General features: G+C 38.2%; 24 protein-coding genes, 1 pseudogene and 1 riboswitch. Of the genes and pseudogenes, 3 read left to right on the top strand and 22 right to left on the bottom strand.

Going from position 1 to position 22816, the window contains the following annotated elements:
- Nucleotides 1-69: 69 nt before the first annotated feature.
- The 5 genes from AC1VU3_RS01940 to AC1VU3_RS01920 form a co-directional block, all read right to left on the bottom strand.
- Nucleotides 70-825 carry a metallophosphoesterase gene (locus AC1VU3_RS01940; RefSeq protein ID WP_482982596.1) on the bottom strand — a complete coding sequence of 252 codons (756 nt, stop codon included), beginning with the start codon at nt 823-825 and terminating at the stop codon, nt 70-72.
- Between the two features lie 73 nt (nt 826-898).
- Nucleotides 899-1531: a CBS domain-containing protein gene (locus AC1VU3_RS01935; protein ID WP_480389525.1), complete on the bottom strand. Its 633-nt coding sequence runs from the start codon at nt 1529-1531 to the stop codon at nt 899-901.
- A 73-nt stretch (nt 1532-1604) separates the two neighbouring features.
- The gene (locus tag AC1VU3_RS01930; protein WP_480389524.1) at nt 1605-2222 is read right to left on the bottom strand and encodes a LysM peptidoglycan-binding domain-containing protein; all 618 of its coding nucleotides are present in this window, start codon (nt 2220-2222) and stop codon (nt 1605-1607) included.
- A 76-nt stretch (nt 2223-2298) separates the two neighbouring features.
- Entirely contained in the window at nt 2299-3705 is a 1407-nt protein-coding gene (locus AC1VU3_RS01925) for a RecQ family ATP-dependent DNA helicase (RefSeq protein ID WP_482982595.1), read from the bottom strand.
- The gene (locus AC1VU3_RS01920) at nt 3698-4732 is read right to left on the bottom strand and encodes a YpbB family protein (RefSeq protein WP_482982594.1); all 1035 of its coding nucleotides are present in this window, start codon (nt 4730-4732) and stop codon (nt 3698-3700) included. The genes AC1VU3_RS01925 and AC1VU3_RS01920 overlap by 8 nt, the downstream gene beginning before the upstream one ends.
- 112 nt (nt 4733-4844) lie before the next feature.
- Between AC1VU3_RS01920 and AC1VU3_RS01915 the strand changes: the two genes are divergently transcribed.
- Nucleotides 4845-5093, top strand: coding sequence for a ferredoxin (locus AC1VU3_RS01915; protein WP_480389521.1), 249 nt, complete (start codon nt 4845-4847; stop codon nt 5091-5093).
- 497 nt (nt 5094-5590) lie between these two features.
- On the opposite strand, the gene AC1VU3_RS01910 is transcribed toward AC1VU3_RS01915, so the two are convergent.
- Both AC1VU3_RS01910 and AC1VU3_RS01905 read right to left on the bottom strand, forming a co-directional pair.
- Nucleotides 5591-6190: a YdcF family protein gene (locus AC1VU3_RS01910; RefSeq protein WP_482982593.1), complete on the bottom strand. Its 600-nt coding sequence runs from the start codon at nt 6188-6190 to the stop codon at nt 5591-5593.
- A 59-nt stretch (nt 6191-6249) separates the two neighbouring features.
- Nucleotides 6250-7011, bottom strand: a complete 762-nt coding sequence (locus AC1VU3_RS01905; RefSeq protein WP_482982592.1) for a DUF4184 family protein — start codon at nt 7009-7011, stop codon at nt 6250-6252.
- A gap of 229 nt (nt 7012-7240) precedes the next feature.
- On the opposite strand from AC1VU3_RS01905, the gene AC1VU3_RS01900 reads away from it, so the two are divergent.
- Complete coding sequence (locus tag AC1VU3_RS01900) at nt 7241-7723, top strand: hypothetical protein (RefSeq protein ID WP_482982591.1); 483 nt, start codon at nt 7241-7243, stop codon at nt 7721-7723.
- Between the two features lie 153 nt (nt 7724-7876).
- On the opposite strand, the gene AC1VU3_RS01895 is transcribed toward AC1VU3_RS01900, so the two are convergent.
- From AC1VU3_RS01895 to AC1VU3_RS01855, 9 genes and pseudogenes are all read right to left on the bottom strand, one after another.
- Nucleotides 7877-9154 (bottom strand): RNA polymerase sigma factor, encoded by a 1278-nt coding sequence (locus AC1VU3_RS01895; protein ID WP_482982590.1) that lies wholly within the window; start codon nt 9152-9154, stop codon nt 7877-7879.
- On the bottom strand, nt 9154-9570 hold the full coding sequence (locus tag AC1VU3_RS01890) for a YciI family protein (protein WP_482982589.1): 417 nt from the start codon (nt 9568-9570) through the stop codon (nt 9154-9156). Before AC1VU3_RS01890 ends, AC1VU3_RS01895 begins: the two co-directional genes overlap by 1 nt.
- A gap of 125 nt (nt 9571-9695) precedes the next feature.
- A pseudogene (locus tag AC1VU3_RS01885) lies at nt 9696-10097 on the bottom strand (NUDIX hydrolase); the annotation flags it as partial.
- 78 nt (nt 10098-10175) lie between these two features.
- Nucleotides 10176-11042: an SDR family oxidoreductase gene (locus AC1VU3_RS01880; RefSeq protein ID WP_482982588.1), complete on the bottom strand. Its 867-nt coding sequence runs from the start codon at nt 11040-11042 to the stop codon at nt 10176-10178.
- Nucleotides 11043-11422: 380 nt separating this feature from the next.
- Entirely contained in the window at nt 11423-11851 is a 429-nt protein-coding gene (locus AC1VU3_RS01875) for a hypothetical protein (protein WP_482982587.1), read from the bottom strand.
- A gap of 58 nt (nt 11852-11909) precedes the next feature.
- The gene (locus AC1VU3_RS01870) at nt 11910-12272 is read right to left on the bottom strand and encodes a hypothetical protein (protein ID WP_482982586.1); all 363 of its coding nucleotides are present in this window, start codon (nt 12270-12272) and stop codon (nt 11910-11912) included.
- A gap of 71 nt (nt 12273-12343) precedes the next feature.
- Nucleotides 12344-12832 carry a hypothetical protein gene (locus AC1VU3_RS01865; RefSeq protein WP_482982585.1) on the bottom strand — a complete coding sequence of 163 codons (489 nt, stop codon included), beginning with the start codon at nt 12830-12832 and terminating at the stop codon, nt 12344-12346.
- A gap of 28 nt (nt 12833-12860) precedes the next feature.
- Nucleotides 12861-13850: a hypothetical protein gene (locus AC1VU3_RS01860; protein ID WP_482982584.1), complete on the bottom strand. Its 990-nt coding sequence runs from the start codon at nt 13848-13850 to the stop codon at nt 12861-12863.
- Between the two features lie 136 nt (nt 13851-13986).
- On the bottom strand, nt 13987-14202 hold the full coding sequence (locus AC1VU3_RS01855) for a hypothetical protein (RefSeq protein WP_482982583.1): 216 nt from the start codon (nt 14200-14202) through the stop codon (nt 13987-13989).
- A 277-nt stretch (nt 14203-14479) separates the two neighbouring features.
- On the opposite strand from AC1VU3_RS01855, the gene AC1VU3_RS01850 reads away from it, so the two are divergent.
- The gene (locus AC1VU3_RS01850; RefSeq protein ID WP_482982582.1) at nt 14480-15232 is read left to right on the top strand and encodes an SDR family NAD(P)-dependent oxidoreductase; all 753 of its coding nucleotides are present in this window, start codon (nt 14480-14482) and stop codon (nt 15230-15232) included.
- Between the two features lie 119 nt (nt 15233-15351).
- Here AC1VU3_RS01850 and AC1VU3_RS01845 read toward each other — a convergent pair whose 3' ends face one another.
- The 6 genes from AC1VU3_RS01845 to AC1VU3_RS01820 form a co-directional block, all read right to left on the bottom strand.
- The gene (locus AC1VU3_RS01845) at nt 15352-15945 is read right to left on the bottom strand and encodes a TetR/AcrR family transcriptional regulator (protein ID WP_482982581.1); all 594 of its coding nucleotides are present in this window, start codon (nt 15943-15945) and stop codon (nt 15352-15354) included.
- A 513-nt stretch (nt 15946-16458) separates the two neighbouring features.
- Nucleotides 16459-17043: an ECF transporter S component gene (locus AC1VU3_RS01840; protein ID WP_482982580.1), complete on the bottom strand. Its 585-nt coding sequence runs from the start codon at nt 17041-17043 to the stop codon at nt 16459-16461.
- Between the two features lie 160 nt (nt 17044-17203).
- A riboswitch (FMN riboswitch) is annotated at nt 17204-17337 on the bottom strand.
- 934 nt (nt 17338-18271) lie between these two features.
- On the bottom strand, nt 18272-19510 hold the full coding sequence (locus AC1VU3_RS01835) for a hypothetical protein (protein WP_482982579.1): 1239 nt from the start codon (nt 19508-19510) through the stop codon (nt 18272-18274).
- The gene (gene sigX, locus AC1VU3_RS01830; protein WP_482982578.1) at nt 19507-20040 is read right to left on the bottom strand and encodes an RNA polymerase sigma factor SigX; all 534 of its coding nucleotides are present in this window, start codon (nt 20038-20040) and stop codon (nt 19507-19509) included. Before sigX ends, AC1VU3_RS01835 begins: the two co-directional genes overlap by 4 nt.
- A 34-nt stretch (nt 20041-20074) precedes the next feature.
- Nucleotides 20075-21865, bottom strand: coding sequence for an ATP-binding protein (locus AC1VU3_RS01825; protein WP_482982577.1), 1791 nt, complete (start codon nt 21863-21865; stop codon nt 20075-20077).
- Entirely contained in the window at nt 21858-22574 is a 717-nt protein-coding gene (locus AC1VU3_RS01820; RefSeq protein WP_480389501.1) for a response regulator transcription factor, read from the bottom strand. The genes AC1VU3_RS01825 and AC1VU3_RS01820 overlap by 8 nt, the downstream gene beginning before the upstream one ends.
- Between the last annotated feature and the right edge of the window lie 242 nt (nt 22575-22816).

Here is a 22816-nt window from a genome sequence, read left to right as displayed (position 1 = left end):
TCCCTAAAAGCCCGATCGGTTCAACTAATGATTGGTGGGGGAGGAAAGAACCCCCCACCAATCAAAGTTTCACTTTAACGTAATCAAATGACACTCTGCCTTCGCACCTAAGCGAAAAGGGACACCAGTTGTGCCAAAGCCGTTACTTATCAATTCCGCATAATCCTCTTTCAATCGGTAAGATCCCTTCTCATATAATCCAAGTGGTCCTAAACGAATTTGTCCCCCATGTAAATGACCAGCCAACAATAGATGCGGCTGTATCATGTTTTTTGCTCCTGGAAAATACTGAGGTGCGTGAGATACAAAGATAATCACATCATCCGCACTGACTTTTGAGAAAGCACGCTTCATATCTACGTTACCATTAAACCCATCATTTATTCCAACGATGCGGATGGATGTAGTGAAATCAGGCAATCGGATAGAATCATTTGTTAAAATATGTACTCCATGCTCTAATAAAAGATTTCTTAAGGACTCAGCTCCAACTTCCCGATCATTATTCCCATATACATAAAAAACGGTGCCAAGCTTCGATAGCTGCATAATATTATTTGCTGTCCTACTTAACGGTACTCCTTTTTCTGTAAGGTCTCCACCGATAATCACGACATCTACCTTCCCCGCAAGCTGGTGAATCATTTTTTCCGAAATCGCTCTACGATGTATATCAGAAATAAAGAAGATATGCAGTTCTTCTCCATTTTTCATCCCTTCTATAGCTAACTCATGCTCCACGATATTCACTTGAAAAGCTAATCTCAGCATGAATAGTAACAAGCAGATCCCCGCTATCAAAACGAGCAGAAGTATATATGGCATGTGCTTTCCTCCCAATTCCATACAAAAAGACAGGGAATCATCCCTGCCCATCTATTCCTTAATATTAAGCAACCTATTCATCTTTTTCAATATGTAACACTCTAAATCCGGATTTTTCTAAATCCTGAATAATACGATCAACCTTTTGTGTATTATCAATCTTCACGACAATTCGACGCACAAGCTTATCCGTTTCATCAAAGGTTACTAAGGAAATAACCGACGTATGATACTTATGCAGTACATCGGACATTTTCAAGATTCTACCCTCTGTTTCCACAGAAGTAAACGTAATGCGAGTTCCTTTTGAATTCATACCAAATGCACTCTTAAATTGCGTGATCGTATCATAACGAGTAACCAATCCAAGGAACTTCCCATCCTCTACTACTGCCAGTATCGGAAAGTCATATAGCTTCATAAACGTATCCTCAAATACGTCTCCCAGATGTACATGGACGTCCTCTCGAATCGCTATATCGGACACTTTTGTTTGCTCAAGAAATGTTTGTTTATCTAAATCACTGTAAAAGTAAGCTTTATATAAAAGATATTTGTTAAACATACCTTTATATACTCCGTTTTCAACAATCGGTAAGGCGTCAATCTCCTTTGCTTCCAGTTCATGAATAGCATCTAGGACAGATGCATCTGTATGAATAGTTAAACATTTTTCCTTGGGAATCATCACACTTTTTACAAACATATATAAACACCTCTTCCAGAACTTATATATTTATATATTCTCTAGCAATCTGAAATATCCTTCTACTTTTTTCCTATGGCAAAATTAATTTTTGTCCAGCTGATATTTCATTTGAAGAGAGCCCGTTAGCCGCTTTTATTTTTTCTACAGCACTAGGATTGTCATAATAATTCATTGCAATTCGGAAAAGTGTTTCTCCTGGTTGTACTACATGTGATTTGGTTTCTACTGGTTTTTCTATCTCTTGGGGTTCTTCTTTTGGTTCCTCTTTTGGTTCTTCCTTAGGTTTTTCTGTTGTTTCTGGCTTGTCTACTTCCGCAGGAGGACTTGTCGGCTGCTCTGTTTGAGAAGTATCTGGCTGTTCCGAGTTTTCCACTTTCTCCGTAGACTCCTCTTCTTCTTGCTTACTTTCATCCAGACCATTTGTTATAGGCTTTGTTTCAAGCGTAATTATGCCTACCTCCGTTTGCTCTGGTATTTCCGGACTGTAGAAAAACTGTACATACACAAACATCCCTACAGGAATCATGATGAAGATAAAAAACAAGCTGGGGATAAGAAGATTCTTTGATTTTCTCGCTTTTTTCTTTGCGTTCTTTGTTCTTCTGCTACGTCTCAGCTCTTGCTCTTCATCTGCGCCAATTGACTGTCTATGCTCCTCTATTTTTTTCTGATAGTCTTCTTGATTCATTTTAAATGCTCCATTCTTCCACTATTCTACTAATATTATGCCGAATTCTGTTGAAAAAGTAAACGTACCAAAAATACTAAAGTAGTCTATCCAGCCTGTTTTTCCAGTTTAATTCGACAGAAACAGATTTTGTTGATGAGAAGCCCACGAACATTTCGTCTAGCTGTCCACCACATTTCGAGCAACAGAGCGGAGGCTTATCCTTTAACTGTTGTCCAAAGAAATCGACTAGCTGCTCTCTTATACATCTATCATTTTCCAGTAGCTTGTATAGCCGTTCTATTTCTGTCCACTTTTTTTGGCGAATACTTTGGAAAAGGTCGATTGTTTCTTGCTCAGATAACTGCTCCTTCCAATAGTCGAGTATCCTTTGAGTAGTTTCTGGCAGCTGAATCTCTTCGTTGGAATGAAAAGCCAGGTGGATCAATTCCTTTTCCGGATAATCCTGCGTGGCAACATAATATGCCTGCTCTACATCCGAGGAATGGTATAGGATAGAGGCAATTGATTGCTTCCCATCCCGTGCGGCCCTCCCTATTTCTTGCATATACCCCGCAATGCTAGTCGGTATATGATCATGGATGACCTGTCGAATATTTGCTTTATGTATCCCCATGCCAAATGCGTTCGTTGCACAGATCCATTCCAGCTCTCCCTGCTGGAATTGTTGCTGAATCAGTATACGATCATCCTGCTCCATTTTCGCGTGATAATAGGCTGCATTTATTCCTCTTTGCCTTAGCTCCTGTGCATACAGCTCCGCTTTCTTTCTAGATTGAGTATAAATAATTCCTGGCCCAGCCGTGGAAGATACTCGGTTAATGATCCACGTCACCTTTTCCTGATGGTTTTCTACTTTTTGTGATTCATAATAAATAGAAGGACGATCCAGTGAATGGATATAATGAAATACGTCTTTCATTAACAGCGTCTTTTCAATATCTGTAAGAACCTCTGCAGTCGCTGTTGCAGTTAATGCCAGCACCGGGGTGTTTTCCTGCTCCATCAACCATTTCGAAATCCTCAAATAATCCGGACGGAAATCAAAGCCCCACTGAGAAATACAGTGCGCCTCGTCAGCTACAATAAAGGAAATAGAAATCCGTCTAAGCGCTTGATGGAAGCGCTCATTTTGCAGCATCTCCGGGGAGGTGAAAATATATTTATAGGTCGATAGGCGCTGGATTGCTCGCTCCTTCTCTTCAAAAGATAGAAAAGAATTTATCGCAATCACTCGCTTTTCCCCCATCATTTTCAGCTGTTCCACTTGGTCCTGCATCAAGGATAATAAGGGCGAAATAATGAACACAGAGCCCTCCGTCAGATAACCTGGGAGCTGATATAACAACGATTTACCCATTCCAGTAGGGAGAATAGCTACCACATCACGTTTTTCTAAAAGCTTTTCAATTACTTCTCGCTGTCCTTCTCGAAAGCTTTCGTAACCAAATTTTTGCTGTAGCACTTGTGTCAGTTTATCCATCTGCCTGCCCTCCTTTTGATAAAGCTAGTCGAATCATAAAATAACTAAGCTCGGGAAGCTGCTCCTTTATGAGTCTCAGCTTTTTCGTATGCAAGCTTTTCGAGACCTCCCAAACTTTGCTCATCTGTTCGCTGTTTATATAGTTTTCTACAGAAAAGGAAGGATTCGCAGAAGCTATCTCAATCAGATGATCCTCAATCGTATTCACCTTTAAGTTCCTAGCCGCAGCAACCTGCTCTAATGTGTAGCCCTTCTCTAATAGCAGGCTCGTTCGATATGCAGAGTCGGTGAGCGGCGTCTTGATGAATATTCCATCAGCTAACGGATAGATATCTGGATGATCCTGTTTATTTAGGAAGCGAAGTAGCACATGCAATACCTCGATAAATTGCAGCTTCACATCATGCACCAAGCTGTTATACTCGGAGGCTAGCTGGTCCCAGGTAAGTCCGCTAGTCTTATAGCCACTCAATCGATAGACAAATAACGTTCTCTGCTCGTCTGTTAAAGGAGATGCTTCCAGTAGATGAAACAGCTGCCCTTTAAAGGCTTCTGCAAATGCAGGAGCTTGATATTCTTTTCCTCTCAGATAGTTTCGGACGAATTGCTGTACCGCGATATCCTTCTGATTCGGGATAAACTTCGATTCTCCAGCATAAAAGTGGGAGATAGTTTGTACAACCAGCTCTAATCTTCTCCAAAAGACAATCTCATTCCCTCTTAACCCCCAGCCATCAAAAGCCGGTGCTTGAAAGCCCTCTATTCGTTCCTTTCCCTTTGCCGTAAGGAATGGGATCCCCTCGTTTATTTCCACTAACCCTTCCGCCTGCAAGGCAAAGATTAGTAAATCGTATTCATCCTTCTTTAAATTTGAATAAATAGCAAAAAAGGAATGTAATTGAAAATACGTCACGTCCTGCATCGTTTGTCCTGACTTCTTCCCTTTTAATAGATAATAAGGAGCTGTGAAAGACCTTTCTCCATTAAACTTTTGGATGATATATAGTAATAGTTGGCTAAAATACAATTGAAATACCTCACAATAATAAAGTATTTTTGTTGAAAAGTGATGCAAACATCTTTAGAATGAATACGATAGCTAATTCGAGGAAGCAGATAATTAAAGGAGAGAATAGATAATGGCAAAATACACGATAGTAGATAAGGATACATGTATCGCATGTGGCGCTTGTGGTGCTGCAGCCCCTGATATATATGACTACGATGATGAAGGCATCGCTTTCGTTATTCTTGATGATAACATGGGTACAGCTGAAGTGCCAGAGGAACTGCTAGAGGATATGGAAGATGCATTCGAAGGCTGCCCAACAGATTCTATTAAAGTAGCAGAGGAATCCTTCGAAGGCGACGCATTAAAGTTTGAATAGGTTCAAGCAATTTAGATTGGAGCAAATCATGTTCCAGTCTTTTTTTGTTTAACTCAGTAAATAGGGTTGTTAGTATGAGGGTAGGACGAAATAATTTCAAAGCACAAACGGTTAAGATTATTAATTAAATCGTTGTGCTTTCTTACTTCTAACACACTTGGTTCTCCGCTGTGCCGGACGCTTGGAGCGGAGGCCAACAGGATGTTGGTCAGGAAAACGTTGTCACAGGATGTGACGCTTTTAGTTTTCCTTCCTTAACTCCCTCGCTGTCGCTCAGTCCGGGTGCATACGCTCGGTGCTCCTGTCGCTCCGCTTTCGTCGCAAATAAATTTGCTTTTCCCGCAGGAGTCATCGGCACTGCTACGAACCACTAATGTTAACTTCTAAAAAGTAAATTTAGATAAGAGTCCCATAAAAAGAAAGTGTAATAAACATAAAAAATAGTTTAGTACCATTCTCTTTTATTAAATGGTGCAAGTCTAACCCTGCCTCAACAATTATCTAAATGGCAAAGTAAAGATATAACCTATATAAAAGAACAGTTCTCGAAAGAAGAAAGGCAACTTACTATTTAAAGTCTTATATACCGAGGTTTGAGTAGGAGATGAATATGCCTCCTCCATTCCAATACTCTTTGCAATTAAAATTGCTCTTTTCATATGTAAAGGGTCACTTACAATAGTAAAAGTGTGCAAGTTTTCTTCCTTCGCAATTTCATAAGCATACGTTAGATTTTCTTCTGTTATATTTGATTGCGTCTCAATCAGAATATCTTCTGCAGGAATATCGTTTTTTATCGCATAATCTCTTGCTACCTCGGATTCTGCATATTCATCGTCTTTCCCCTTGCCTCCAGTAAAGATAATTTTCTCTACATAATCATTTTTATACAGCCAGATGGAATGGTTGATCCTCTCGCGCAAAACAGGTGAGGGCTCATCATCCCAAGCAGCAGCGCCAAGTACGATAGCCACATCTGTCTTAACTAATTGATTTTTACTTCCAAATGTCCAAATGCTAATAGCTGAATAACATAGGAAAAGAAGAAAAATTACTATTACGGCAAAAACTAATCTTAGCCTGAACTTTTTGGTCAAATGAAATCAGTCCTATACTTTTTAATGGTAAAGTTTATATGCCGTGGAAAAAAGAAAGATTACCCCAAAATAGAGCCTTTTCTTTTCCTACCAAATGAACGATTAACATAGAGAGATACAATAAACAAACTGATAAGTGCTGAATCTATAATTCTTACGACAAGTATGCCATAGGATTCAATCTCAACTCGGTCCATGAGATTCCACAAACAAAACAAGCAGATGGTGAACAAAGCTATTTGAATCCAATACCTCCATTTCTGCTTTGACTCTTTATTTGACTCAGGATACCCTTTGCTCCTAGCCACTCTGACATACATAAATAGGAAAATGGCAGTTATACCAACGATTGTGCTACCATGCTGAAGAAATTTAAAAATTGGAATATGAAAATCAAAAATGACAACTTTGTATGTAAGTATAGAAAATTTTTCTACGATAAAACCATTAACATGAGTAAAAGCATCCCAGACTACATGAGTCAGCATTCCAATTAACGTCGAGTATAAGAATACACCCCCCCTTAATAGCCTAGTAGAATTTATTTTAGGAGTATAAGGACCCTGTAAACTTGATGGTAGATGACTAACTAATGTTTTATGGATAAATGTCAGGTAGATGAAATAAACGATGATAACGATAGGAAGATTAAAAGTTACAAATCCGACAAATGTATGACCAATTTCACCAGACGGCATTCCCCTAATAAAATACTCGAAATCAGGTGACATACTACCTAATACCATCGCTAAAAAGTTAATATATTTGCTATTCCTCGAAAAAGGTAAAACTGCTGCTGGGTGAGCAAAAGTCAACGGCATGTATGTTCACTCCTAAAAAGATAAATTCCAAAAAGCACCTCTTCTTACACTTATCGTAACACATTAATCAGTTAGCTGAATTCATAAAGATTGTTGCTTTTTAATAAAAAGGGAAGCTGCTATCCATCTTACGTTACAATTGAGTGGGGAGTACCTTCTTGAACAAAAGCGGCAGGTTAGTGAAAATAAACTGTATAATAAATATAGTTCGTAGAAAGAGGAAAGATAGATGTTTTTTTATAAGCGAAAATTAATTAAAAGCGACATAAAGTTTATGGCGAAATTGTTATATGAAGATGTATCACCTGAAAAATGGGACCAAGAAAACCTCACAAAAGATAATTTGAATTTTTCGTTAGAAAGTGTTCGCTTAGTTGATGAGTATGCTCATAGGTTAATGAATACAGACTTTGAACAGCAACTTTTAAAAGAACATCCAGATAATTTTTCCGTAAGAATCGGAGTTTATCTAGGAGAAGTCATTAAAAACCATATGAACGGGCAATATAAATGGTTTGAGTTTAAATCTATACAAGAAAATACAGTTCATTTAAATAACTATATGGCAAGTGTAAAAAATGAAAGTGTTCTTTACTCAAAAAAATTAGACAAAGTGATATGTCCAATTTATGAAACTGTACAATATCTTAATGGTAAGTCTAAATATAAAACTCTTTTAAACTATGTAGACGAAGTAATAAAGAATCAATAAAGGAAACGAATATAAACTTTATTGAACTTACGAAGGCTTTAGTTAAACAACTGAGACAGCAATAAAAGCTGTCTCTTTTTTATGGCATTAGCAACAATCCTTACGAAAACAGCCTTTTATAAAAAGGGATTATAAAAAACCATCTGAAGTGAGTCAAAAATCTCTCTTCAGATGGTTTGCAATAATATCACATTCTGCTGCTCGTTTTAGAAGAAAGGCACGCTCCCGTTCATTCTGTGTAAGCGATGCAGCTCGAGTGAACTCAACTCTCGCTTCCTCCACTCGCTCTAGCTTTGCAAGCAAGTCCCCATGAACAGCTGGTAATAAATAATAATTTTTCAAGGACAGATCATCTTCCAATGCACCCACCATTTTCAATCCTGTAGCTGGTCCGTAAGCCATCGAATATGCAACGGCGCGATTCAATTTCACTACAGGAGAAGGTACTACCTGTGCGAGGGCATCGTATAATGCGGATATTTCTTCCCAATCCGTTTCTTCTGAGGTTTTTGCTCTAGCATGACATGCAGCGATAGCAGCCTGTAGAGAATATGGACCATAACCAGCCCCGATTTCCTCTACCCTCTTGAGGCTAGATAATCCACGTTGAATGAAAAGGTGATCCCACAACGCTCTATTCTGGTCTTGAAGTAATATCGGCTCTCCCGATGGTCCAATCCGTGCTTTGAAGCGAGAGACCTGGATTTCCATCAGTGCAAGGAGACCATGCACTTCCGGTTCATCAGGCATAAGCTCTGCCAATATCCTACCAAGACGAATTGCTTCATTGCACAGTATTGGTTTAATCAAGTTCTGACCGGCTTTTGCAGCGTATCCTTCATTGAACAATAAATAAATGACATCTAGAACTGCTGACAACCTTTCCGAAAGCTCATGTCCGCCTGGGATTTCAAAAGGTATCTTAGAAACAGAAAGTGTACGCTTTGCCCTCACTATTCGTTGTGCAATCGTGGATTCTGAGACAAGGAATGCTCGTGCAATTTCATCAGTCTTTAATCCACAAAGCACCTTAAGCGTTAGAGCTACTCTAGCTTCTCGGGAAAGAACCGGATGACAAGTGGTAAAGATAAGGCGAAGGAGATCATCATCAATCTCCTCCTCACTACTTTCAAAGTCAGAACTCCAAGTGGGGTCCATGCTCAAACCGAGTACCTCATATTTCTGATTTCGCAATTTATTTCGACGTAGAAAATCAATCGCCCGTCTTTTGGCCACAGTCATTAGCCAGGCTCCTGGTTTGTCCGGAATGCCTGACTTTGGCCATTTTTCAAGCGCAACGATTAATGCTTCGTGTGCCAAGTCCTCCGCAATCCCGATATCCTGAACAATACGTGTAACACTAGCTATAATTTTCGGCGCTTCGATTGTCCAGATTCCTTCAATCGTACGATGGGTTTCAGAGGTTGTCACTATAGCTTCTCTTGCTGAGATTTCTCACGTAATTTAGCTGTCTCTTTTGCAAAACTCTCCATGTCTTCAACCACCTGACGTACTTCAATTTGCCCTTCTCCGAATCCTTGAGGGTCTGGCATCCTCATTGCCCACTCAATGGCTTCCTCCCTCGATTTCACATCAATTAATATGAATCCAGCAATTATTTCTTTCGTTTCGGTAAATGGACCATCCATCACGACGGGCTTTTCACCTGGTTTCGGAAATGAAATACGAATCCCATTCGCACTTGGATATAGCCCTTTCGCCGTAACCCGAACCCCTGCCTTTACTAAGTCCTCATTAAAATTACTCATCGCCTCGTTAAGCTCCTGTGGCGGGAGATTCCCGCCTTCAGAATTCTGTGAAGCTTTCACAATTAGCATAAATAGCATAACAATTCCTCCCTATCCTTTATTAGAAACCTTTCATGCTCGGTCTCTATATACATACGACGAATTGAAAAAGACAAAATCGACAGACGAAATAAAGAATTTCATTTCCATGTTAAATATGTCAATTAAAACTCCACATAAAAAGGGTGTTTGCTACTATCTAGACAGTACTCGACTCTTTTTCTAAAGTTTTCAATGGTGATCATCTGTAAAGCCTGTTCAACAGGGAAAAAGCCCACTTCTATATTTTCAGGTGAAGTGGTTAATTCGCCACCAATGGGCTTCGCTAAAAAAAGCGTATTACAGATGGATTTATTCACATTTTGAAACACCCCGCAGAATTTAAGAACCTCAATATCGATACCAGACTCCTCTTTCGTCTCCCTTATTGCTGCATCTTTCAGCGATTCCCCTACTTCTACGATTCCCCCTGGCATTTCCCAGCCTCTATCAGGCCCTTTAATTAATAAAAGTTCATTTTGATCGTTGAGTACAATAGTAGCCGCAGAAACAAAATGCTTAGATGATGTATATGTTTGTGATGTATTAGCTCACAAAGGTATTCTCCTCATTCTCTTTTGTATTTGATAACTCTGCTAATCCTTTCATGAACGAATACTTTTAAAATAGTTCCCCCAATGAGGTCTTGTCCCATCTATGTCATAGAAACCATATAATTCGGATAGCTCCCACGTACTTAAAACTTCACCATTTTTAGTCGCTATTGAAGGATCTAAGGCAAGGTTTTTTACGGCTTCACCAATATAATACGGAGATTCAGATGCAATGAAATGCGGATCAACCTTTGCTCCCTCTTTCCAATTTTCCTCGGTCACACCAAAAAGATCGAGCTTAGCCTCAGAACGTAGAAAGCCAGGAGTAACTGCAATAGAAGTGATATTATACTCCTTTAAATCCTGAGCCATTGCTTGTGCCATATGAATGGCAGATATCTTTGCAAGACTATAATAAAAGCTACCACGAGGCTGATAATCTACCCCATCCGTGATTTCAATGATAAGCCCACCTTTATTTGCTCGCAGCAATGGCACACTATAATGTGTAGTAATGATATGTGAATGAACGGCTTGTTTTTGCATCTGAAGCCCCTTATGTAAATCATGCTCGCCAATCGGCTTCCCCCATTCCGTAAGTGGATCACCGCCCCATATATCATTTACTAAAATATCAAGCCGACCTTGCTCCTTTTTTATTTGTTCAAATAAATGAATGACCTCTGATTCAACAGTATGGTCTACTTTTACAGGTATCCCTTTTCCACCAGCTCTTGTTACCATTTCTGCTGTCTCTTCGATTGTTTCCTTCCGTCCCATTGGTGACTGATTATTCCTGGTAGTTCTGCCGGTCACATAAACTACTGCACCAGCCTCTCCTAGCTTCACTGCAATACCTCGACCAGCTCCACGAGTTCCTCCTGCTACTACTGCGATTTTTCCCTTTAACGATGACATTTTGTCAATTCCTTTCGACACGCTTCTTAAACTTCATTCTATTAATATTCTCTATATTCCCCAGACTTCCTCTGTATTTATGAAACCATCTCGTGTTTAGTTAAAAATTAGAAGATGGGCCATCTTAAGTTCGCCAAATATACTATAAATAAAAGAGAAAGAAATGATGTCAGAGCAAGAGGTCGCGTATAAACGCAAAAAGACAGAACAAACGAAGAGACAAAGAGATGAAAAAAGAGTTAAAAAAAGTTGGAGATAAATATAAGAAAAAATAGACAGAGGGGTATCCACTTCTCTGTCTTCATTTGTATACAGTTCTTCTAAGATATATATGATTGATCCACGACATTTTTCACATAATAGATTGTGAAAGCTATATATCAATTCACTCCAACAACTTGTTGATCAAAACGTTTTCTTAATCCTTCATCTACACACCAGCCTACTGATGAATAAATTGTTGCTGGAATTAAAAAGTACCAATCAAAAGCCTTAAAATCAATGAAAATAAATCTGGATTCAGTAATGAAAATAAATATGACAACGAAACTGATAGCAAAAAACAAATGGGTTACGAATGAAGCATATAATCTTTTCTTGCCCATTAATCTATTATTTATTTTATCGGATAATATTGTTACAGGGATTCCAAAGAATAAAACAACTGGAGCAGCAAAAATAAGGACGAATAACGTTAAGCCTGGTACCTCTTTTAAGTTACTCTGTTCTACCAGCATATAACAAAAACCAATAATGGGCGTGGAAATGAGGATCGTCCAAATAAATGAAAATACTTTCCTTTTAAACATGTTAGCAGCCCTCCTTTTATTTGTAATCCCTTAGCTACCCACGCAAATTTAATCCCTATTATTCTCCAAGTACATACCCAATTACTTCTAACGTTTCAGGATCTACATAAATTGTGGGGGAAGCAAGAGCATCCTCCATATGAACTTCATATATCTCTTTTCCTATATAAGCTTCGTCTACGAATTTATAATTGGCATCAACCGTTAACATTTCCACCCTTGCATGTTCCCAATCCTTTATAGTTGGATAATGTTGCTGAACCCAGCCCTTTTGTTCTATAAAGTCTATTACTACATTTCTTACCTCTGTGTAGCTATCATTCTTTTCGACTTTTTCTTCTTCGACCTCATTATTTGTACACCCCATCACAATGAATGAAAAGAATAGAAGTAGGTAAACCAATGTAAGTTTCGATTTCACTAGGATCCCCCTATACAATAAGTCGGTTTCGGCATTGACTCAAAAAGAGCTGTCAACGGACGTGGACAGCATTATTCTTTGAAAATCATTGTGTCTGCTATAAAAAACTCTTTGGTTTGTTTTTCTTTGTTTACTTCCCACTCCACCGTAATGCGTGCATCTTTGAATAACTCTTTCAATTCCTTCTCCTGTAGTCCTTTTGAATAAAAGATAAACTCCCTATGATAAGAAGCAAAATTTTCTCCATCATTATCTTGTGAGGAACCGCTCCCACCCCAATATCGATCTGGTCCATCAGAATCATTTATAAAAAGAACCCAGTCATCAAACATTTCAATTTTTCTTTTCACCCTATCACCATGCTCCATGGAAAAATCAAAAGTAAGCTTTTTAAAATCATTTTGATTTAATGTACCGCTTTTATTTGTCCCCCCTAATTTGGAGAATTCCTCAGCGGAAACATTTAAAATAATCGTATTCACTTGGATATCAACTTCTGTATTACTGCAAGCGGTTAATATGCTACTAAGCCCTATTAATAAGAGTAAAATTCTTCTCATAAAATCCCCTTTGATACATTAATCTTCATTACCTATTCAAGGCATTAAATTTTTGAAGTTTCTCTGCAGTCTCTGGATGAATTTCATTTTCCTCTTGATTGATTAATTGCTCGGTATTGATTTCTTTGAACACATCATGAATGAATTGTAAGCGGTCCATTTGCTCAGCTGTTGGTTGGTCATAAACCATGTCATTGAGTAAGTCAATTATGTCTTTTAAAGTAACATGTAACGCTGGATTCAACTCTGTCACCATATTCAGTATCCCTTGAGCCTCATAAACATCCGCTAAAATCGGTGCAACAGCCAGACTAATCTCCTCAGGATTCTTCTTTTCTTGAGCCATTGGTATATTAGTTGTAAGAGTCACCTTTATTAAATCAAATGCATCCTGAAAGAAGGCATACGATGCAGGCAGGTTATATTGATCATTCATATTTTCTTTTTTATAGAAGGTTTCTTTTTGATATCCACTTTCCTTATTATCATAGATGAACTTCTGTACTTTTTTATTAGAATGGGATGTATGAATCATCACGATGGCTGGCTTATTATCCATTGTGGTCGTAGTAAAATTAATGGAACCTAATTGAACATAGTCATGAAAAAGTGGATACGTATTTTCTCCATCTTTCACGACCAACAGCCATGTCTGCCCATCATCCCAACCAAACACGCCATTTTCCGATTTGCCGGCATTTACATACAATTCGATTACTTCCTCTTCACCATCCTTATCCAAGTCCAATGTCGCTTTCTTATAAAGCGTCATTGGATATTCTTCAATGTCTTTGGCTAGAATCATCGAATGATCCATACTCACTTCTTGAGCTATCTCTAACTCGCGTGCTTCCCTTTCCTCTTCTAAAGTCTTTAAAAGGGTATCCTTTTCTTCGGTAAGCTGCTCAATTTGCTTTTCAAGTTCGTCCATTTCGCTCGCCAGGTCAGCGTTTGACTCATCGGTGCAACCGACAAGTATGAAAGTTAAGCAGACCACTCCTACGATAAGCCTCTTCATTTTCTTTCCCCCTCATATTCTATTCTTCCAGAAATGTTAATAATATACTTATTCAACGATGCATATATAAATCCTTTATTCCTCTAATAAAAAAAGCTGTAGAAGCGTTATAACCGCCCCTACAGCTTATTAAATATTATGCAGTTTTAAATGCATGCGTTACCCAATCTAATAAAGGCTTCATACTCTTGAACAGTACGATCATGACCTGAGTCACAAGAATATATTTTATAAGACTAAAGTCCACCTTTAAATATGCAGATAACACTGGTAACAGAAATGTAAGTAGCATTAAGGACAAGCTACTTAGCATGGCGATTACTATAAGCTTTTGCGTCTTGCTCCTTTTCATAAATACTCTCCCCATTTGCAATTCAACCCACGTGTTGCTCCTGTGACAACAGCAATTAGTTTTAAAGAAACAAAACCTATTGATGTATTCTACTCTTTAGCGGATAAATATGAGTTAAGAAAGTATTATTCTTTGACATTTTAATCAAATCTGTTAAATAAGTAACATCTAAAAGAGTTTTGTACATTGATGAAATGAATTTCTATCTTTAAACTGAAGGTGTAGTAAATTATTAGATTCACAAAGAATCAACATACAAATTTAGGGGGAACCTATAATGACACGTTTACAAGGGAAAGTTGCCATTATTACTGGTGGCGCAGGAGGAATGGGTGCAAGTCATGCAAAGCGATTTATTCAAGAAGGTGCAAAAGTTGTGATTGCAGACTTAGCTACTTCACATGCTGAAGAGTTCGTAAAAGAACTTGGTGAAAATGCAATTTTTGTAGTTACAGATGTAGCTAACGAAGCATCTTGGGAAAACTTAGTTGCTAAAACAATTGAAACATTTGGCAAAGTAGATATTTTAGTAAATAATGCTGGTATCTCTACTTCAGGGCTAATTGAAGATACAACATTAGAATCATTTCAAAAAGTTATAAATATCAATCAAGTAGGCGTATTTTTAGGGATGAAACACGTTGTACCTCATATGAAAGAAAATAAATCAGGTTCGATTATTAATATTTCTTCCATCTCCGGTTTACGAGGCACAAAAGCAGGAATTTCTTACGGTGCATCTAAATTCGCTGTTACAGGGATGACAAAGACCGTTGCACTTGAAGTTGCTGAATATGGCGTTCGAGTAAATTCTGTTCACCCAGGTGTAATCAAAACGAAAATGACTGATCCAGCATATTTAGATGAAGATACAGCAAAAGTCATCCAAACTTTTATCGATAAAATTCCGGTAAAACGAATGGCTGAGCAATCGGAAGTTACGAACTTAGTACTTTATTTAGCATCAGACGAATCAAGCTATTCAAACGGCGCTGAATTTGTTGTTGATGGTGGAACCACAGCACAATAATTTCAGCATTTCTTAAAACATTATTCTAAATAGAATTCTCTAAATATCATAAGGGCTGTCAGATACGTGAATCTACAGCCCTTATGTTGTCTATTTATACAGTAATCCTAGTCCCACTACTATTTAATTTCAATTTTCCCTAGTGAATATTTAAAGACTTTCACAAGTTCATTTGAAAATTTTTCTGGTTCTTTAGGAAAATCGTCCATAATCCACTCAATAATCAACCCCATTAATCCATATGCATAATATCTATTTAACATATCATTAATAGTTTTATCTTCACTCGGCAGATCCATTTTAAAGTCCTTTAAATAGGTAGTTATCATCTCATTCGTTAATTGAATGCTGAACGGACCTTTTATATTTTCTCTTAATAGAATTTGATAATACTCCCCATATTCTTTAAAATGAGTCAGCATATATATTGGTTCATTTACTAGCTCTTTAATGTTAATACTATCCGTATTTTCATACGGGGTTCTTTGTGCTTTTTTCGCTTCATGAAATAGGTAATCTATAATTTCATCTAATAACTCTTCTTTATGTTTATAATGTGTATAAAACACTCCCCTACTATAACCAGCAAGCTCGACTATGTCTTTGACTGTTATTTGTTCATATTTTCGTTGCTTTAACAATTCAAAAAATGCATTATATAAATCTGATCTTGTTCTTTGGACTCTCTTATCTAAAAATTTAAATTCAAACATAGTAATTCCTCACAAATTTCTTTTAACGTTTGCTTAATTAGTGGACTTCTGTTCTTTTTAACCCGCAATTCCATTTTACTAACATGCAAATATTTTAACAATAAAATATAAGAAAGATCTAAAGAGACTAATATCAGAGTTGTTGCTGAGTCTACCTTATATACTCATGAAAAAACGAAAATATCGTTCCCACTATTACTCCGACCGGTTCTATTACTTGAGTGTGGATGATTGAATAATCCTTGCTTAACTGCTGATTTGTCTCTAACTCAAATGCTTCCCTTTCTCCCTCTAGCATATTTATTAATTCATCTCTTTCTAGTGAAAGCTGGGGTTGACTTATAGGTCAACCCCAGCTTTTGGTGATGAACGATATATATACATAATTTAATCATAAAGACATCATTCAAAATAATTCATATACTGATGTATTAAAGAAAAAGCAATAATATAAAAATTGCTAAATAAAAAAGCTGTAGAAGCGTAATGACCGCCCCTACAGCTTATTAAATATTATGCAGTTTTAAATGTATGCGTTACCCTATCTAATAAAGGCTTCATACGCTTAAACAGTACAATCATGACCGTAGTCACAAGAATACCTTTTAAAAGATTAAACGGCAGAATACCGAAAATGATTGTATTAAATAATGCTGTCCCTGTTTCCATCGGGAAATTTAAGAAGTACGTATACATTGGTAAGAACACTAAATAATTAAGCAAGCTCATTCCAATTGCCATTGTAATTGTTCCTGCCACCAGTCCATAAGCAATTCCTTTAGAGGAAGCAACCTTACGGTAAATTAAATAGACTGGTGTAACAAATAGAATACTAGTGACAAAGTTTGCAATGTGTCCTACTGGTACTCCTGTTGGACTGCCAGAAAACAGCCAATCCAGTACGTTTTTCAAAAACGCTACTACTATTCCTGCTACAGGTCCCATCGTAATAGCTGCAATTAATGCAGGAATATCACTAAAGTCTACCTTTAAGTATGCAGGTAACACTGGTAACGGAAATGCAAGTAGCATTAAAACAAAGGACAAGCTACTTAGCATGGCGATTGCAATAAGCATTCGCGTCTTGTTCTTCTTCATAAATCCTCTCTCCTTTTGCGATTCACTCCACAAGAAGAAAGGTTCAGCACGTTTAGTATTTCCTCACGAAAAATCCCTTAAGTAACGAGCACTTAAGGGAGTTAAAAGGTACACTTAAATAAGCGTATCCGTATGAGTAAAATACGAAAAACGACTGCACCTTCACCTTCTCCCATCCAGACTATACTGTCGGCTTTGGAATTTGACCAAATCCTGCCATTTACGGCTCGCGGGCTCAAGAAGTTTCCTTCTACTACCGCCGATCGGGAATTTCACCCTGCCCCGAAGATGAATCATATTATTTTGTTGTCGATTCATACTTGAATCATGAATATTTTAACAAAATTTTAACCTTATTGCAATAGAACTAGCTTACGACTTATTGTATGGACCTATTTCTTTTTCAACTAGTGAAACCGTTTAGACGGATTGTTAAGTTTGGTTAAGCGCATGTCCAGTACACCGCCTGTCATGGATTAACCATTGCAAGTAACCACCGACTAAGTGAAAGAAATTCTGTCAGTATGCAAGTAACTGCTTATTGACTACCAGTATTATCAATTAGCTCTTGTTTTTAATGTGTGACTTCGCTTTTGTTTTCCATTTACTTCCTTTTTTACAACTAACTAGTTGGCTTCCGCAACTAAATTAACTAAAAGAGCAACTAAATCATCCATTATCGCAACTAAAATAGGAGTAATCGCAACTAATCTCTAATTCTATCGCAACTCTTTCCTTCTAACCGGGAACTTTATTACCAATAAATTCCGTTAAGCGACTAAATGGATGATGAAAGCGACTAAACTACCCTCGAGGGCGACTATTCCATCAGTGAGTGTGACTAAAATCATCACCAGCGAACGTATTCCTATTTCTCTTCCAATTTCAAGTCATTCTTTGTAATCCACCTTCAAATTAAAACCAATTATTCCCTTTATTTAACGAATAAAATGTATTTATCACCAATAAATTCCACTTATTAATTGCCACCGCAAGTAAACTGACCAAAATCGCAAGTAACGAAGCCGCTATCGCCTGTAAGTAACACCCCAGCGCTAGTAACGGCACCACAATCGAAAGTAATGACGAAATTACCGCAAGTACTTCCTTTAAATTCCCAATTAGAAGCCCCTTGTTCTATTTATCGCTATCTTCGCGTCTCCAACCCTCCACATACCTACCACCCAACCAAAAAAGCCGAATTCGAGCGGACTCGAATTCGACTTTTTTAATTCTCCATCATATAACCGTTTGGGCCAACAGGTCTGGGAAGGACATCTGTGAAATCGTATTGATCCCAAGAGGTTTGCACTACGTTCTCTAGCTTTATATTTAACCCAAAGCTACCGGCAGTAAGTGTTAGAGCATCGATTAATCTATTTGCTTCTCCCTCGTCCATTTTACTGAGGTCAAGCGGATTATCAAAAGTTATAATTCCATCGTTTTTTTGCTCTGTATACTGAAAGGTAACGTCACTTGGTATAGGTGAGCTGTAGAAATCTCCTTGAGATTCCTTCAAGGCGAAAAGTGCTTGCTCCGCATTTTCATAAAAATTCACAGTTGGAGCTAGATAAGTTTCGCCGTTTGTCGCTTCATATACGTAGTATGCTTGTCTTGGATACTGTCCCGTTAAAGGGGTTGGTTCGCTGAGCAGACCCACTTGGTCCCACTCGATAGGAGTCCCATCTTCATTCACTCTTTTTAGCTGAGCAAAATCAACAAATATTTCATTGATGGAAGACAGGTATGGAACCGTTGTACCTGAAGCCATATCGTAGTTATGATCAGCAGGTAAGTAATGCACTAACGTATCACCTTCTGCGAAAAAATATCCCTTGTATGGATGATAGTCATCAAAGGCTAACGCCGCTTCATCAATTCTTCCTGCATATTGGTTATATAAATCTAGACTGCTTGGCTCGATGCCTGGGAAGTCCGCCTCTATCTGCTCCTGTGGAATAATAATTGTCACCGGAACAGACATCGCATTTTCTAAAAAGGAAAAATGAAAGGCAGTACCACCATTTAAATCTTCCTCATATATAGCACTAGAACTCTCTAGCTTATAGAGATTCAAGGTTTCATCAAATCCCATCATCTTCGTTTGGTCCTCTGGTGGAACTGATGTAATACTAATTTCAGATTCCCCCGAAGGATCTTGTTGCATTTCTCTATTCTCCTGGGCTGGAGAATCCTTTACCAAGTCCGAAGATGACTCCTGTTGCGCATTGTCCATAAAGGATGGAACCAATACGGCTAATAGGAAAACGGAGGCAATGGAAACGATTATAGGCATCCACCTTGCTGTCCCGCGTGGCATTCCTTTACCTACGTCTTTAGCTTTCTCATCAGCCTCCAGGTCCTGAAGGAGACGACGAAGCACTTCCTCTTTCGAGCGATTGTCGTAAAATTTGGGCATGCTACGTAGCAGTTCATCCAACTCAGTATTCTCTTTATCTTTGGTCATGGTTGAATATACCCCTCCTTTTCTTTGACAGTTAATCGTTCGCGAAGTGCTTTAATTGCACGGTGCTGGGTGGTTTTCACCTTACCCTCCGACCACTCTAGCACTTGTGCTGTTTCTGAGATGGATAAATCTTGAAAGTATCTCATGATTACCACAAGCTTTTGATCTCCCGTGCAAGTATCTAATGCTTTTAGCATAGCTCTCATCTCATCGCTTAACACGACTAAATCCTCTGGAAGCATATCTGGAGAGCTCAGCTGCATCGTTTCCCAATCAAATGAATCAAATGCCCTTTTTTTCCGAACGGTTTGCTTCCGGAAATGATCAATCGCTACATTTTTAGCGATAGAGAATAGCCAGGTTTTTTCTGAGCTTTTCCCTTCAAATTTGCTATAAGCTTTTAGAACACGAACATACACTTCTTGAACCAAGTCTTCCGCAGTTTGTCTGTTTTTTACCAAGTAAATCAGAAACTGAAATACATCTTGATGATAATGATCATACAAGTGATGGAAAACGGAGTCATTCATATGCTCCCCCCGTTCAATATATTAGTCGTTCTATCTACTGATTTGTTACATTAGTTAAGGGTAGCTTTATAAAAAATGTAGTACCCTCTCCAACTGTGCTTTCCACTGACAGATGTCCTTCATGTCGCTCCACAATATTCTTGGCAATCGCAAGACCTAGTCCTGTACCACCTTTTCCTCTTGTTCGAGCTTTGTCTGCTTTATAAAAGCGTTCAAATACATACGGAAGGTCTTCCTTAGGAATTCCATAGCCCGTATCTGCAACCGATATGGTTAAATGCTTTTCTAGCTGTTCCACATGCACTGTGACAGACCCATGCTCAGGCGTATGTCTTAGTGCATTATCAATTAAGTTAGTCAATACCTGCTCCATTCGATCTTCATCTATCTTTAGTAACAGACTTGGATTGGTGGAATATTGCAAACTTAGTTGAATCTGTTTTTCTTTTGCAATTTTTTCGAATTTTTGCGTGATGCGTTCAATTGTCGGGATAATGTAAACATCTTCTTTGTAAATGCTTAAATAGCCCGACTCAAGTCTAGCTAAATCTAGGAGCTCTGTTACGAGTCTTCCCATACGATTTGATTCATCGTTAATAATACGGATCATTTCGTTTTTCTCTTCCTCTGATGTCACCATATCATCCAGAATTGCTTCGCTATATCCCTGCAGTAAGGATATCGGAGTTCTTAGCTCATGAGAGACGTTGGCAATGAAATCCGACCGCATTTTATCCAGCCTGTGCTGTTCTGTCATATCTCGCATTACGACCACCGCACCGCGAATCGACTCGTTACTGTATAGCAAACTAATAGATACAGAGAAATAATAGCCTTTAATTTCTACCTCTTCCTCTATTTCTTCTTCTTCATGGAATACATGCTCTAATAGATGCTGTAATTCCGCTGGGATATCTGAATCGCCAGTTAGCTTTTTGTTTTCGTACCATTTTTGTAGCAGTTCATCCGCTTGCGGGTTACTCACCAATACTTGGTAGTCCTTATTGAATGTGAGTACAGCATCCGTCATCGAGGTGAGAATATTCGATAACTGCTCTTTTTCTTGATTAATAAGCTCTACATGGTGCTTTAGGTGTCTACCCATCCTGTTAAACGCTGCTCCAAGCTCTCCAATCTCGTCTCTTTGAACGATTGGTACCTTTGTTTCAAAGTTGCCCTTTGCAAGCTCTAAAGCCGCTAGACGCATAGATCTCAGAGGAGACGTAATTCTTGAGGAAAGGAAGAACGTCAGCAAGGTTGTAAGTAACAAGGCAATAAAACCAGATAAAAATACAATTTTAGCCGTGCTATTGGATGTTTTGTCCACGACATCTAAGCTTTGATAAATGAAGACAGCTCCATGGTTTTCTTTGTCCGATTCTAGAGGAAATGCGAGAATAATATAATTCTCCATCCGTTCCTCCTCCATCATCGAGGGCATCAGCATTTTCCTAATAATTGTATCATTAGATGTGTAAATTTTGGAAAGTTCTTTGTCATTTAGAATTTTTTCTGTTATGACTTCCTTATGCAGTCCATCGTGTACAGAAAGAAAGACTGAATCGGCATTCCGGACGATTAGTGTATTTGTTTCTGTACCTAATATATCTTCAATAATATCAATAGATGACTCTACGTCGTCGTGCTGTTCCACAATTTTACCGATAGTGGCAGCCTCCTGACGTAGAATTTCTTCTGCTTGCTCGGTATGGAAATCCTCTAAAAACTCTAACATTAAAACAGTCACAATGAACAGTACAAATAAAACGAGAAGCAAAATGGTTCCCCACAGCTTCCCGACTACACTATTCCAGATTCTATTCATTGGCTACCTCAAATTTATAGCCAACGCCCCATACGGTGACAATCATCTTTGCAGCCTTCTCTGAGACTCTGTTAAGCTTTTCTCGTAACCGTTTGACATGCGTATCCACTGTACGTAAATCACCAAAGAAATCATAATGCCAAACCTCTTTTAGTAAGTGCTCACGATCGAATACCTTATCTGGAGATTTTGCAAGGAAATATAAAAGCTCATACTCTTTAGGTGTTAAGCTTACCTCAATCCCATCAGCAGTTACTCTATGTGCATCATGATCAATCGTCAAATGTGGAAACACCACAATATCCTTCGAAATCGACACTCCTTGAGCAGCTGAATAAGCAGAGGATCGTTTTAATAACGCCTTCACACGAAGGACAACCTCTCTAGGACTGAACGGTTTTACGATATAATCGTCCGCACCAAGCTCAAATCCTTCTACCCTATTTGACTCTTCTCCCTTTGCAGTTAGAAGAATCACTGGCGTATCTTTATGCTCACGTAATTCTGTTATTACTTCTATACCATCTTTTTCGGGCATCATAATATCTAAGAGGATACAGTTATATTCATTTTCTAATGCAAGCTGTAAGGCAATCTTCCCATTCTCAGCTTCTTCGACAATATATCCTTCTCGCTCTAAATACATTTTTAATAATCGACGGATACGTTCTTCATCATCTACTACTAAAAGCTTTATCATATCTGACATTTTATTATCATACCCTTCTATCTACTTACTTATCATTCATATTGTACAATTACTAGATGCAAATTGGAAGAAAAGCATCAAACTAACATCTTATTTTGATAATCGTTTTTGATGGTTTGCCTTTTATTCTATCGCTATATTATCGCATAACCTAGACTCTAAGTTTAATTGTTCCAAGTTCATCACAGTTTCTCTTCCGCCTTATTGCAGCAAAACAGTGACAATGATGGATTATTAGCTCT

This window comes from Psychrobacillus sp. Z16_25 (assembly GCF_056856695.1).
This window is presented reverse-complemented; position numbering and strand designations above follow the sequence as displayed.

Excerpts from the sequence above, each read along its gene's own strand:
- AC1VU3_RS01900 (WP_482982591.1), top strand. The coding sequence starts at position 7,241 with ATGTTTTTTTATAAGCGAAAATTAATTAAAAGCGACATAAAGTTTATG.
- sigX (WP_482982578.1), bottom strand. The coding sequence starts at position 20,040 with ATGAATGACTCCGTTTTCCATCACTTGTATGATCATTATCATCAAGAT.
- AC1VU3_RS01835 (WP_482982579.1), bottom strand. The coding sequence starts at position 19,510 with ATGACCAAAGATAAAGAGAATACTGAGTTGGATGAACTGCTACGTAGC.
- AC1VU3_RS01845 (WP_482982581.1), bottom strand. The coding sequence starts at position 15,945 with ATGTTTGAATTTAAATTTTTAGATAAGAGAGTCCAAAGAACAAGATCA.
- AC1VU3_RS01940 (WP_482982596.1), bottom strand. The coding sequence starts at position 825 with ATGCCATATATACTTCTGCTCGTTTTGATAGCGGGGATCTGCTTGTTA.
- AC1VU3_RS01865 (WP_482982585.1), bottom strand. The coding sequence starts at position 12,832 with ATGAGAAGAATTTTACTCTTATTAATAGGGCTTAGTAGCATATTAACC.
- AC1VU3_RS01915 (WP_480389521.1), top strand. The coding sequence starts at position 4,845 with ATGGCAAAATACACGATAGTAGATAAGGATACATGTATCGCATGTGGC.
- AC1VU3_RS01890 (WP_482982589.1), bottom strand. The coding sequence starts at position 9,570 with ATGCTATTTATGCTAATTGTGAAAGCTTCACAGAATTCTGAAGGCGGG.
- AC1VU3_RS01840 (WP_482982580.1), bottom strand. The coding sequence starts at position 17,043 with ATGAAGAAGAACAAGACGCGAATGCTTATTGCAATCGCCATGCTAAGT.
- AC1VU3_RS01875 (WP_482982587.1), bottom strand. The coding sequence starts at position 11,851 with ATGTTTAAAAGGAAAGTATTTTCATTTATTTGGACGATCCTCATTTCC.
- AC1VU3_RS01820 (WP_480389501.1), bottom strand. The coding sequence starts at position 22,574 with ATGTCAGATATGATAAAGCTTTTAGTAGTAGATGATGAAGAACGTATC.
- AC1VU3_RS01905 (WP_482982592.1), bottom strand. The coding sequence starts at position 7,011 with ATGCCGTTGACTTTTGCTCACCCAGCAGCAGTTTTACCTTTTTCGAGG.
- AC1VU3_RS01930 (WP_480389524.1), bottom strand. The coding sequence starts at position 2,222 with ATGAATCAAGAAGACTATCAGAAAAAAATAGAGGAGCATAGACAGTCA.
- AC1VU3_RS01855 (WP_482982583.1), bottom strand. The coding sequence starts at position 14,202 with ATGAAAAGGAGCAAGACGCAAAAGCTTATAGTAATCGCCATGCTAAGT.
- AC1VU3_RS01850 (WP_482982582.1), top strand. The coding sequence starts at position 14,480 with ATGACACGTTTACAAGGGAAAGTTGCCATTATTACTGGTGGCGCAGGA.
- AC1VU3_RS01825 (WP_482982577.1), bottom strand. The coding sequence starts at position 21,865 with ATGAATAGAATCTGGAATAGTGTAGTCGGGAAGCTGTGGGGAACCATT.
- AC1VU3_RS01860 (WP_482982584.1), bottom strand. The coding sequence starts at position 13,850 with ATGAAGAGGCTTATCGTAGGAGTGGTCTGCTTAACTTTCATACTTGTC.
- AC1VU3_RS01925 (WP_482982595.1), bottom strand. The coding sequence starts at position 3,705 with ATGGATAAACTGACACAAGTGCTACAGCAAAAATTTGGTTACGAAAGC.
- AC1VU3_RS01880 (WP_482982588.1), bottom strand. The coding sequence starts at position 11,042 with ATGTCATCGTTAAAGGGAAAAATCGCAGTAGTAGCAGGAGGAACTCGT.
- AC1VU3_RS01935 (WP_480389525.1), bottom strand. The coding sequence starts at position 1,531 with ATGTTTGTAAAAAGTGTGATGATTCCCAAGGAAAAATGTTTAACTATT.